This is a genomic window from Mycobacterium sp. NPDC050853 (genome assembly GCF_040653875.1).
GTDB lineage: Bacteria > Actinomycetota > Actinomycetes > Mycobacteriales > Mycobacteriaceae > Mycobacterium.
In genome coordinates this window covers 225,199-237,431 of the sequence record NZ_JBFAGW010000005.1, presented here as the reverse complement: position 1 = coordinate 237,431, position 12,233 = coordinate 225,199, and the positions used below count along the sequence as shown (strand labels likewise).

General features: G+C 65.5%; 7 protein-coding genes. 2 read left to right on the top strand and 5 right to left on the bottom strand.

Going from position 1 to position 12,233, the window contains the following annotated elements:
* Nucleotide 1: 1 nt before the first annotated feature.
* The 3 genes from AB0H22_RS18075 to metH are packed head-to-tail and all read right to left on the bottom strand — an operon-like array spanning nt 2 to nt 4,794.
* Nucleotides 2-283: a phosphoribosyl-ATP diphosphatase gene (locus AB0H22_RS18075; protein WP_005061184.1), complete on the bottom strand. Its 282-nt coding sequence runs from the start codon at nt 281-283 to the stop codon at nt 2-4.
* Nucleotides 284-299: 16 nt separating this feature from the next.
* Nucleotides 300-983 carry an HAD family phosphatase gene (locus AB0H22_RS18070; protein ID WP_180751358.1) on the bottom strand — a complete coding sequence of 228 codons (684 nt, stop codon included), beginning with the start codon at nt 981-983 and terminating at the stop codon, nt 300-302.
* A 46-nt stretch (nt 984-1,029) separates the two neighbouring features.
* Complete coding sequence (metH, locus tag AB0H22_RS18065; RefSeq protein WP_358147806.1) at nt 1,030-4,794, bottom strand: methionine synthase; 3,765 nt, start codon at nt 4,792-4,794, stop codon at nt 1,030-1,032.
* A 251-nt stretch (nt 4,795-5,045) separates the two neighbouring features.
* Here metH and AB0H22_RS18060 point away from each other — a divergent pair, with 251 nt between their 5' ends.
* On the top strand, nt 5,046-5,927 hold the full coding sequence (locus AB0H22_RS18060; RefSeq protein WP_180751360.1) for a PAC2 family protein: 882 nt from the start codon (nt 5,046-5,048) through the stop codon (nt 5,925-5,927).
* A gap of 3 nt (nt 5,928-5,930) precedes the next feature.
* Here AB0H22_RS18060 and AB0H22_RS18055 read toward each other — a convergent pair whose 3' ends face one another.
* Nucleotides 5,931-7,085 carry an alpha-hydroxy-acid oxidizing protein gene (locus AB0H22_RS18055; RefSeq protein ID WP_358147803.1) on the bottom strand — a complete coding sequence of 385 codons (1,155 nt, stop codon included), beginning with the start codon at nt 7,083-7,085 and terminating at the stop codon, nt 5,931-5,933.
* A gap of 214 nt (nt 7,086-7,299) precedes the next feature.
* Here AB0H22_RS18055 and AB0H22_RS18050 point away from each other — a divergent pair, with 214 nt between their 5' ends.
* On the top strand, nt 7,300-8,739 hold the full coding sequence (locus AB0H22_RS18050) for a SagB family peptide dehydrogenase (RefSeq protein ID WP_358147801.1): 1,440 nt from the start codon (nt 7,300-7,302) through the stop codon (nt 8,737-8,739).
* A 4-nt stretch (nt 8,740-8,743) separates the two neighbouring features.
* On the opposite strand, the gene AB0H22_RS18045 is transcribed toward AB0H22_RS18050, so the two are convergent.
* Nucleotides 8,744-12,220 carry an amino acid adenylation domain-containing protein gene (locus tag AB0H22_RS18045; protein ID WP_358147799.1) on the bottom strand — a complete coding sequence of 1,159 codons (3,477 nt, stop codon included), beginning with the start codon at nt 12,218-12,220 and terminating at the stop codon, nt 8,744-8,746.
* Nucleotides 12,221-12,233: the final 13 nt, after the last annotated feature.

Genomic DNA, 12,233 nt, shown 5'->3' with positions numbered 1-12,233 from the left:
GTCAGAGCTTCCGGTAGACGTCGTCGAGAGTGAGACCGCGGGCAATCAGAAGAACCTGCGCCCAATAGAGCAGCTGGCTGACCTCCTCGGCGAGCGACTCATCGCTCTCGTGCTCGGCGGCCAGCCACACCTCGCCGGCCTCTTCGAGCAGCTTCTTGCCCAGGGTGTGCACCCCCGCGTCGAGGGCGGCGACGGTCCCACTCCCCTCGGGCCGGGTTTTGGCGCGGTCACTGAGCTCGGCGAACAGCTCGTCGAAGGTCTTCACGGGTGGCGATTCTGTCACGAGCCGGCCTGGCGAGTCATATGGGTTTGCAGGTAGTCGCCGTCAGCACGTCGGCGTGCGCAAGTCGCAAGTCGTCCGGAGACAGCCCCGACAACGTGGTGACAAGCCTGCGTCGATCGGTGCCGGGCACCTGTACATGGTTCGGCACCACCAGCACCGCGCAGCCCGCGGCCTCAGCGGCCGCGGCACCGGTCACCGAGTCCTCGACGGCCAGGCAGTCGGCCGGGTCTACGCCCAGCAGGGCTGCTGCCCGCAAGTACGGGTCCGGGGCCGGTTTGGTGCGCGCCACCTCGTCACCGCATACGGTTCCAGAAAACCACTGTGTGCCAATGGTCTTCAGCGCATGGTTGGTAAGTGACCGGATGGTGTTGGTCACCAGGGCCATGGGCACCTGCTCGGCGGCGAGAGCCGTCAGCATCTCCTGGGCACCGTCACACCAGGTGAGCCCGGTTTCGAATAGCTCGGCGGTGTACTCATGCAGCCAGTCGTTCTCACGGGCCATCAGCTCGGGGTCCGGCTCCAGCCCGAACGCTGCGAACATCATCTGCATAGTGGCCTCGGCTGATCCCCCGAGTAGCGCGGTGCGCAGCTCGGGGGTCATCTCGCCGCCAAGCCTGCGGCACGTTTCGGCCATCGAGATATCCCAGAGCTTCTCCGAGTCGATGAGCGTGCCGTCCATGTCCCACAGCACCGCACGCATGCGACCAATTCTGTCAGAGGTCGCCTGCTGCCTATGACGCTGGTGCTCAGTCCTCCGGGTTGTAGCCGAGATTGGGGCCGAGCCAGCGCTCGGCTTCCTTCAGGGTCCAGCCCTTGCGCTTCGCGTAGTCGGCGACCTGGTCTTGGGCCACCCGGCCGACCACGAAGTACTGCGACTGCGGGTGCGAGAAGTACCAGCCGCTGACGGCGGCACCGGGCCACATCGCCATCGACTCGGTCAGCTCGATACCGGCCCGCTCCTTGACGTCCATCAACTCCCAGAGCGTCGCCTTCTCGGTGTGCTCAGGGCAGGCCGGGTAGCCGGGAGCAGGGCGGATTCCCACGTACTTCTCACCGATGAGCGCCTCGTTGTCCAGTTGCTCTTCGGGCTGGAATCCCCAGAACTCCTTGCGGACTCGCTGGTGCATCCGCTCGGCGAACGCCTCTGCCAGCCGGTCGGCGAGCGATTCCAGCAGGATCGCGTTGTAGTCGTCGTGGTCCGCCTTGAACTCGGTGATCTTGTCACCGCTGCCGAGCCCGGTGGTGACGGCGAAGGCGCCGACATGATCGGCCAGGCCGGTGTTCTTGGGCGCGATGAAGTCGCCCAGTGACCGGTTCGGGATACCGTCCCGATGCTCGCCCTGCTGGCGCAGGTTGAACAGCTTCGTCCTCACCTCGCTCCGGGTCTCATCGGTGTAGACCTCGATATCGTCGCCGACCGCGTTCGCCGGGAAAAAACCGATCACCCCGTTGGCCGTCAGCCACTTCTCCTTGATCAGGGTGTCGAGCATCTCCTGGGCATCGTCGTACAGCTTGCGGGCAGTCTCGCCCGACACCGGGTTGTTGAGGATGTCGGGGAACCTGCCCTTCATCTCCCAGGCGTTGAAGAACGGCTGCCAGTCGATGTACTCGCGCAGCTCGGCGATGTCGTAGTCAAGAAATTCTCGTACTCCCGTACCTTGCGCGGGCACCGGCGGCGTGTAGCCGTCCCACTCGATCGGCGTCCGATTCGCGCGGGCCTTCTCCAGCGTCAGCATCGGCCGCTCGCTCTTCTGGGCGTGCCGTTCGCGCAGGGCTGCGTAGTCGGTCTCGGTGGCCTCCAGCAGGGCCGGACGCTGCTTGTCGTCGAGCAGCGCGGCGGCGACCGGCACCGAGCGGGAGGCGTCCTTGACCCAGACCACCGGACCGCTACGACGCGGTGACACCTTCACCGCCGTGTGAGCGCGCGAGGTGGTCGCGCCACCGATCAGCAGCGGGATCTGCAGATCCTGACGCTCCATCTCGACGGCGAAGTTGACCATCTCGTCAAGGGACGGGGTGATCAGGCCGGACAGCCCGATGATGTCGGCCTTGTGCTCCAACGCCGCGTCCAGGATCTTCTGGGCAGGCACCATCACACCGAGGTCGATCACCTTGTAGTTGTTGCACTGCAGGACGACCCCGACGATGTTCTTGCCGATGTCGTGGACGTCGCCCTTGACGGTCGCCATGATGATCGTGCCGTTGGTGTCCTCGGTTGAAGTGTCGCCGGAGCGTTCCTTCTCCTCCTCGATGAACGGCAGCAGGTAGGCAACAGCCTTCTTCATCACCCGGGCGGACTTCACGACCTGGGGAAGGAACATCTTGCCTGCGCCGAAAAGGTCACCGACGACGTTCATACCGTCCATCAGCGGGCCCTCGATCACCTCGATCGGGCGACCGCCTGCGCCGGCGATCTCGGCCCGCAATTCCTCTGTGTCGGACTCGACGTCGGCGTCGATGCCCTTGACCAGGGCGTGTGTGATGCGCTCGCGGACCGGGAGGCTGCGCCACTCGGCGGCCACCGGGTCCTCGGCCTTCTCTGAGCTGTTGAACCGTTCAGCGATCTCCAGGAGCCGCTCGGCCGCGTCCTCGCGACGGTTCAGGACGACGTCCTCGATCCGGTCCCGCAGCTCGGGGTCGATCGAGTCGTAGGGCACCAGCGCACCCGCGTTGACGATGCCCATGTCCAAACCGGCCTTGATGGCGTGGAACAGGAACACCGCGTGGATCGCCTCGCGGACGGGGTTGTTGCCCCGGAACGAGAACGACACGTTCGAGATACCGCCGGAGATGTGCACCCCGGGCAGGTTCTCCTTGATCCAGGCGCAGGCCTCGATGAAGTCGATCCCGTACGTCGCGTGCTCCTCGATACCGGTCGCCAGCGCAAAGCAGTTCGGGTCGAAGATGATGTCCTCGGCTGGGAATCCGACCTCTTCGGTCAGGATCCGGTAGGCGCGCCCGCAGATCTCCTTGCGGCGCTCCAGGTTATCGGCCTGCCCCTGCTCGTCGAAGGCCATCACGACGACGGCGGCACCGTACTTGCGGCACAGCCGTGCCTCGCGGATGAACTTCTCCTCGCCCTCCTTCATGGAGATCGAGTTGACGATCGGCTTGCCCTGCACGTTCTTCAGGCCGGCCTCGATGACCTCCCATTTCGAGGAGTCGATCATCACCGGGACGCGGCTGATATCCGGCTCGGCAGCGATCAGCTTGGTGAACCGGTCCATCGCGGCGACGCCGTCGATCATGCCTTCGTCCATGTTGATGTCGATGACCTGCGCACCGACCTCGACCTGCTGCAGCGCGACCGACAGCGCGGTGTCGTAGTCCTCGGCCTTGATCAGGTTGCGGAACCGGGCGGAGCCGGTGATGTTGGTGCGCTCACCGATGTTCACGAACAGCGAGTCGTCAGTGATGTTGAGCGGTTCCAGGCCCGAGAGCCGGGTGGCCAACTCGATCTCCGGCAGCTCGCGCGGCGCTTTACCCTCAACGACCTTGGCGATCTCGGCGATGTGCGGCGGCGCCGTGCCGCAGCAGCCACCGACCAAGTTGACCAGTCCGGCCTCGGCGAATTCGGCGATGTAGCCGGCCTGGGCCTCCGGAGACTCGTCGTACTCGCCGAAGGCGTTGGGCAGGCCGGCGTTCGGGTAGCAGGACACGAAGGTGTCCGCGATGCGCGCCACCTCGGCGATATAGGGCCTCATCTCCGGCGCACCCAGCGCGCAGTTGAGGCCGACCGCGATCGGCTTCGCATGCCTGATCGCGTTCCAGAACGCCTCGGTGACCTGACCGGACAGCGTCCGGCCGGAGGCATCGGTGATGGTGCCCGAGATGATCACCGGCCAGCGACGTTCGCGTTCCTCGAACAGCGTCTCGACGGCGAACACCGCCGCCTTGGCGTTCAGCGAATCGAAGATCGTCTCGATGATGATCAGGTCGGAGCCACCGTCGACAAGTCCGTTGAGGGCTTCGAGGTAGGCGGCGACAAGCTGGTCGTAGGAGACGTTGCGGGCGCCGGGGTCGTTGACGTCCGGCGAGATCGACGCGGTCCGCGTCGTCGGTCCGAGGGCTCCGGCGACGTATCGGGGCTTGTCCGGGGTGCTGAACTCATCGCAGGCAGCGCGCGCCAGGGCAGCTCCGGCGTAGTTCAGCTCGTAGCTGAGGTCGGCCATGTCGTAGTCCGAGAGCGAGACCGCGTTCGCGTTGAACGTGTTCGTCTCAAGGATGTCGGCGCCCGCCTCCAGGTACTCGCGGTGGATTCCCTCGATGATGTGCGGCTGCGTCAGGTTGAGCAGGTCGTTGTTGCCCTGCAGCGCGGTCGGCCATTCCATGAACCGCTCACCGCGGTAACCCTCTTCGTCCGGGCGGTCGCGCTGGATCGCGGTGCCCATCGCGCCGTCGATAACCATGATCCGCCGGCGCAGCGCTGCGGTCAGTTCATCGGTGCAGTCGGGGCGGACGTTCGACACAAAGCTGTCCGGCGCAGAGAGGTCCGACTTCGCGGCGTTCACAGGGCACTCCTTCCGTAGCGGAAGGCGTCCTTAACTCTGCCGAGCGTGGCGGTCACGGGCTGTGATCCGGAACCGTTGCAACGCCTCTCGACCAGATGGAGTCTACGTCGTCACGCAACAGTCGTGCCAACGCCCAATGTGTCGTGCGGCTTTCTATGAGGGGCGGTCATATCAACAATGTGATCCGGCTATCCAATCCATTCTCCGCCCGCCGCGGCTCGTCCCCGTCACGCAGGGCTTACGCTGGCACCGTGACCCTGTCGGATACCGCCCAGAACGGCCTGCCCGTGCTGCGCGACCCGGTGGTGGTTGCCGCGTTTGAGGGGTGGAATGACGCCGGCGATGCGGCCAGCGCCGCGCTGGAGCACCTGGACACCACCTGGCAGGCCACTCCGTTGATGACCATCGACGATGAGGACTACTACGACTACCAGGTCAATCGTCCCATCGTGCGGCTGGTCGAGGGCGTCACCCGTGAGCTCGAGTGGCCCGGCATGCACATCTCCTACTGCTCACCCCCCGGCTCACAGCGCGATGTGGTTCTGATGCACGGCGTCGAGCCGAATATGCGCTGGCGCACCTTCTGCAACCGCTTGCTGGCCATCGCGGACCGCCTCAACGTATCGACGGTGGTGATCCTGGGTGCGCTGCTGGCCGATACTCCGCATACGCGGCCGGTGCCCGTGAGCGGGACCGCCTACTCCCCCGACGCAGCCAAGTTTTTCGGCCTGGAGGAGACACGATACGAAGGCCCCACCGGTATCGCCGGGGTCTTCCAGGACGCCTGTGTGAACGCCGGGATACCGGCTGTCGCGTTCTGGGCCGCGGTCCCGCACTACGTATCGCAACCACCCAATCCGAAGGCGACGGTCGCGCTGCTTCAGCGCGTCGAGGACGTGCTCGATGTGGAGGTACCGCTCGGAGATCTGCCCGAGCAGGCCGAGGAGTGGGAGCAGGCGGTCACCGAGATGACCACGGACGACGAGGAAATCGCCGAGTACGTGCAGTCGCTCGAAGAACGCGGCGACGCCGAGGTGGATACGACCGAGATTCTCAGCAAGATCGATGGGGACGCCCTGGCCGCCGAGTTCGAGCGGTATCTCCGACGGCGCGGACCCCGATTCGGGGGCTGAACCTCAGAGCACCCGCTGCACGGACAGCTCGTCGAGCGACAGGTAACAGTTGACCGCCATGGTCAGGTCGGCCTCCGCCAGTAGCGACTGGATGACGTGTTTGACACCATTGGTTCCGTCCAGCGCCAGCCCATAGACGTACGGTCGGGCGATCCCCACCAGGCTGGCGCCGAGAGCGACGGCCCGCAAGATGTCGACGCCATCGCGGATCCCTGAGTCGAACGTCACCGGAACCGAGCCGGCGGCCTCGACGGCCGCCGCGAGGCCATCGATGGCCGGTATTCCCCCGTTCGCTTGCCGCCCACCGTGATTGGAGTAGGCGACGGCATCGATACCGCGGTCGACGGCCTGCCGGACATCGTCGGAATCACAGATGCCCTTCAGGATGATCGGTAGATCGGTCAGCTCCCGGTAATGGTCGATATCCGCCCATGTCAGCCCGGGATGGCTGAACAGCGACGCCCACACCAGACCCGCATGCATCGGCATCAATTCCCCGGCGGAGCGTACTCCCGCGATTTCCAGGAAGCGGGGATCGGAAGTGTAGTTCGCCAGGCAGTGTCCGTGCAGCATCGGCAGGTACCCATGTTTCAGATCCCGGGGACGCCACCCCAGCGTGCCGGTGTCGAGAGTCACCGCCAGCGCGTCGTACCCCGCCGCCTCGGCACGTCGAATGAAGCTGTCGGTCAGCTCAGAATCCGATGACGGGTACAGCTGGAAGATTCCGTACGAATCACCGCGCTCGGCGGCGACCTCCTCAAGCGTGGCCGAGGAGAGCGTCGAATACATCGCGGGCACATCGAGCTCCCGGGCAGCGGCCGCGGTCAACAGATCGCCGCGGTCACGGACCGCACCCAGCACGCCGACCGGGCAGATGAACGCCGGGCTGGTGAGCTGCCGCCCCAGAAACGATGTCGACATGTCCCGAGTTGTGCGGTCTCGCAACATCCGTGGCACCAGCCCGTAGCGACGGAGTGCGGTGGCATTCGCGTCCTGAGTGTGTTCATCGCCTGCGCCACCGCGCACGTAGCCGAAGATTCCCTCGCCCAGCGTCTGCTCCGCACGGCTCTCCAACTCGGCAAAGTTGAACGGAAGAGTCGACACCTTGCCGAGCGCACCCGCCGCATAGAACTGGAGCTGGAAATCGCCGAAGTTCATCGAGCACTCCTCATTGTTCGGGCATTCGCTGGATGCTCAGCGTACTGGGCACTTTCGGCCTCATCCAGCACCATCGGCCGGGTGGCCGCGCATGCTCATCCGTCAGGTCGCACAGAATCCGCAGAGCAGGTAGCTCATGCATCCAAACGGCTGGCAGCAATCCACCCGTCCAGCAAATAGGACCCAAGTTAGGGGTACCTTACCGGGGTTCCTTATGATCGTCGGTGAAAACGCATACGCATTCGGCGTCGGCATACCGTCCGGAAGGCCTCCGTTGTCCGCTCTCACCTATCCTGCCGGGACCCGGTTCGCCCTACGTGACGGCGCAACGTGCCTCGTCACAGCCGCGGGCGCGATACTTCTGAACCCACCGCGCAACGAGAAACTCACCGGGCTCTCGCAACAGCAGCGGCGCGTGCTGAAAACTCTCAACAGCGGCCCCGCGACGCTAGCGGAACTGATAACCGATGCCGATAGCGACGCCATCGAGGCACTCGTCACGCGGCTACTCGAAGGTGGATGGCTGTCGCTGGCGGTCCGAGACGACAGACACGACCTCTATGCCGTCGAGTGCTTCGGCGTCCCCGGCCCCCAACCCAAAGATGCCGCACCGTCGGGCGTCCATCTGTCGAAATTCTCAGTACTGCATCGCGATTCACGCGGATACGTGCTGGAAAATCCGCTGAGCTGGTGCGATATCCGCATCCAGGATCTGCGCCTGCTCCCCCTGCTCGACGGCCCCGGACACGCTATCGCCGACCTGAGCGAGGATCTCATCGCGCGGTTCCAGGCCGATCTGCGCTGGGGCGGATTCGTCGTCTCCCACAGCGCTGAGGAAAACCACCAGTTCACCTCCGTCAGCTGGAACGCATCGGACCTGTGGTTCCACCGACGCAGCACCCTGGGGGAACGCACCATCACCTGGGACCACTTCGGTCCCACGAAATGGGCGAAGGGCAAGTTCCCGCAGCCGGCCGCACGCAAACCCGACTATCCGGGAAGCCCGGTCGCGCTACCCGCCCCAGACCTGGCGGCCCTACGCGCCGGGGATCCGACACTCACCACGGTGATCGAGGACCGGATCTCGGTGCGCGCCTTCGATGACGCGAACCCCATCACCATCGGACAGCTTTCCGAGCTCCTATACCGCACGGCCCGTACCCGTGGCGCCCGCTCGGAAAGCGAAGGCGAAGAACTCCTGTCCCGTCCGTATCCCTCGGGTGGCAGCGTGTACGAGCTGGAGCTGTATCCGGTGGTGCGCAACGTCGCCGGACTCGCACCGGGCATGTACCACTACGACTCCTTTGAGCATGTTCTACGGCCGGTGGCCGACGCCGATTCCACCGCGGTGAAGCAGCTGCTGAAATCGACCTCCGCGACGCTGGAGGGGGGCGCCGAACCACAGGTGCTGCTGGTGATGGCCGCGCGCACCGGGCGGGTGATGTGGACCTACGAGCAGGTCGCCTACTCGGCCATCCTCAAGCATGTCGGTGTTCTCATGCAGACCATCTACCTGGCCGCCACTGCCATGGGTCTGGGCGCATGCGCCCAGGGATTCGGCGATACAGCGGCATTCACCGCCGCCGCAGCCGTTCCAGAGCTGCAGGAGTGCAGCGTGGGCAGCATGGTGCTTGGTACGCCCGTGACCTCATGACCGGTCAGGTGGTGCCCGCCAGGATCTCCTCATCGGTCATCGCCGCGATCTCCAGGTAGTGCCCCGCGACCACGGCCAGGCGGTCCGGCGTGCCGAGTTCGATCTCGCGCTGCTTGAGTCGGTCGGCAAGCCCGGCGACGGTACGGGTGGCAAAGAGATCGCCGACCAGTGCGTGTTCGATTGACAGCCAGTCGCGCACGCGCGCGATTACCGTCGTGGCGAGCACCGAGTCACCGCCCTGGGCGAAGAAGTCGTCGTACACCCCAATGGATTCCACGCCCAGCACACCTGCCATCAGATCGGCGAGGGCTGTGTCGAGATCATCCCGGGGAGCCGAGTCGGTGCCGGCGGTGGCCACCTCTTCGAGCAGCGCGGTCACCGCTCCCCGATCGATCTTCCCGTTCGGGGTCAACGGCATCTGATCGAGGACCTCGACGCGGGCCGGGATCATGTAACCGGGCACCACATCGCCGAGCAACGCGGCATAATCTGCCGACTGATCCGGGGTACCCGACACCGCGGCAACGAGAATCGGCGCATCACCGCCGACGATGCCGGCGACGGCATGGCGTATGCCGGGCACCATCCGCAGCGCGCTTTCCACCTCGCCCAGCTCCACGCGATAACCGCGGATCTGCACCTGATGGTCCGCGCGGCCCAGGAATTCGATGGTTCCGTCCGGCCAGTACCTGGCCATGTCTCCCGTCCGATACCAGCGCAGTCCGTCGTACTCGACGAATCGTTCGGCGGTGCGTTCGGGGTCGTTGCGGTATCCGGCTGCAACATTGGCGCCGCCCACCCAGAACTCACCGGGCACCCAGTCCGGGCAGTCGCGACCCGCGGGTGACACCACCCGGCATCGGACGTTGCGCAGCGGCACACCGAAAGGCACTGTCGCCCAGTGCGCGGGCGGATCTCCCACCACCTCACAAATGGTGTTGTGAATGGATGTCTCGGTGGCTCCGCCCAAACCGGAGAACCTGCAACCCGGGACCTGCGCGGCGAGGCGGGTCGCCAGGTCAGCGCCCACCCAGTCACCGCCCAGGGTGACCGCCCGCAGCGAGTCGCCCAGGCCGTTGCCGCCGATCTCCAGGATCATGTCCAGCATGCTCGGCACACAGTTGAGGATCGAAACCTTGTGGCGCCGTAGCAGATCCACCCACGTGGTGGCCTCGGCACGCTGTGCGACATCGACCGCCACCAGCGATCCGCCGACCGAGAACATTCCGAAGATGTCATACACGGATGCGTCGAACTCCAGCGCCGAAAGCGCCAGGACCCTGTCGGTCGACCCGACATCGAACCATTCATTGACGGCATCGATGGTGTTCATCGCCCCACGGTGCAGCACGTCCACACCCTTGGGCGTGCCGGTCGAGCCAGACGTGAAGATGACATACGCGATCGCATCGGTCGGTGGAATGACCGGCGCAGCCAACGGCTCACTGTGGTGCCGGGCGGTATCGATGGACACCGACGGCACCGGAATATCAGCGCCCGAGGCGGTTATCGCCACCGCAACACCACCGGTTTCGAGGATGCTGGCCCGGCGACGGGCGGGCTGGTCAAATCCGATAGGGATGTACGTCGCCCCAGCGGCAAGCACGCCGAGCACGGCAAGTATCTGATCGCGCCCCTTGGGCAGCTGCACCGCCACCGCATCACCGGGCTGAACGCCCCGGGCCCGAAGCGCACCGGCCACAGCCAAGGCCTGCGCGGCCAGGTCGCCATACGTCCATGCCCCGTCCTCGTCACCGAAGCCCCACACCACCGCGGATGCGCCGGGGTACGTCTTCGCGAAATCGAAGAAGCCTTCATGCAGGCATCGGCCGCTCACCGGGCCGTCGGTCGCATTGACGGTTCGTCTGATCTCGGCCTGCGAGGCCGGAAGCCGCACGGCCGCATCGGCATTCCAGCCGTCGTCTCCGGTGCACAGCGCGGCCACCGCATCGGTGTAGCGCGCGAACATGGTGTCGACCATGCCCTCCGGGAAAGCTGATTCACGCACATCCCAGTTGAGCAGCAGGCCGCCGCGTACCTCAGTGACCTGCGCATCCAGCAGCACCTGCGGCCCTTGGGAAATGATCCAGACCGGTTCGCCAAAGGTGTCCATGACCGACGTGGCGAACAGCTCCCCCAGATTCAGCGCGCTGGTGTACACAACCGGCGCCAGCACCGGCTCACCACGGTGCCTGCCGAGATCACGGAGCACATTGAGCCCCGGGTACGCCGAATGCGCTCCGCTCTCATACATGCTGCGTTGCAAGGCGCGAGCCCGGTCGGTCACCGACATCTGGTCGGTGAGATCGACGTCCAGCATGATCGAGGAGGTGAAATCACCGATAACCCGGTCGATATCGGGGTGCACCGATTCACGATGGAATAGCGGGACATTCAGCAGGAAGCGGCTTTGCGCGGACCACCCTCCGATCGTCTCGGCGAAGACCGCGGCCATCGCCATCGCGGGGGTGATGCCGCGCTGGTGTGCGGCAGCCAGCAGCTGCTGCTTGGCCTGCGGTTCAAGCCAGTAGTCGTACCGGACGGTGCGGTGCGGTTCGGTACGTTCACTCACCGGCACGGTGGGCAGCTCCGGCGCACCCGGCAGGTCATCCAGCCGCTCGCTCCACCATTGACGATCACGCTCGCGCGCCGACTCATCACCGCGCTGCTCGGTACGATAACGCCGGTAGGTGTATCCCAACTCCGGTTGTGCGGCACCGTGGTACAGCGCCGCCAGATCGGACACCAGCACCCGGTAGCTCATCGCGTCACCGGCCAGCATGTCCACGTCCAGATGCAGCCGGCTACTCGTCTCGTCGCGCAGGGTCAGGGTGACATCGAGCACCTGGCCGTCCTCGATCGCCAGGCGCTGATGCGTCTTGCGCTCACGGAGCTCGGTCAGTGCCGCCTCGATCTCCTCGTCCGCACGTCCACGCAGATCCATCACGCTGAACACATCGCGCTCCGGGGCTGACAAGGTCTGCTGGGTGCCGTCGGGCAGAAACCTAGTGCGCAGCATCGGATGTGCCGCCACGAGCAGGTCGACCGCCAGCCGCAGCCGCTCGGGATCAATTGCTCCACCGTCGAACTCGACGTACAGGTGCGCGGCGACGCCACCGAGCTCCTGATCCTCCGAACGACCGATCCAATAGGCGTGCTGCATGGTGGCCAGCGGGAAGGGCGCATCCTCCGCCGTGTTTTCCGTGGTACCGGCGGCTGCTGCGATATCGTCACGGACGTCCGAGACCGGTTCCGCGCCGTCCCCCAACAGCGCATGCCAGGACTCGACCGACGGCTCGGCCGCAAGCTGCGCGAAGGTGATTCGGCTCCCCCGCTTGCGCCATCCACCGGCCAGCGTCATCATGCGGATCGAGTCCAGCCCGAGCGTGATGAGGTCGTCCACGTCCGAGATCTCCTGGGGGGTGAGCCCAATGAGGTCGGCGACGGTCGCCTTGATCTCGTCCCTGCTGATTGATTCCATCCGTGCTGTCTTC

Bases quoted from the DNA above. Each gene is read 5' to 3' on its own strand.
- AB0H22_RS18050 (WP_358147801.1), top strand. From the start codon at position 7,300: ATGATCGTCGGTGAAAACGCATACGCATTCGGCGTCGGCATACCGTCC.
- AB0H22_RS18055 (WP_358147803.1), bottom strand. From the start codon at position 7,085: ATGAACTTCGGCGATTTCCAGCTCCAGTTCTATGCGGCGGGTGCGCTC.
- AB0H22_RS18045 (WP_358147799.1), bottom strand. From the start codon at position 12,220: ATGGAATCAATCAGCAGGGACGAGATCAAGGCGACCGTCGCCGACCTC.
- AB0H22_RS18070 (WP_180751358.1), bottom strand. From the start codon at position 983: ATGCGTGCGGTGCTGTGGGACATGGACGGCACGCTCATCGACTCGGAG.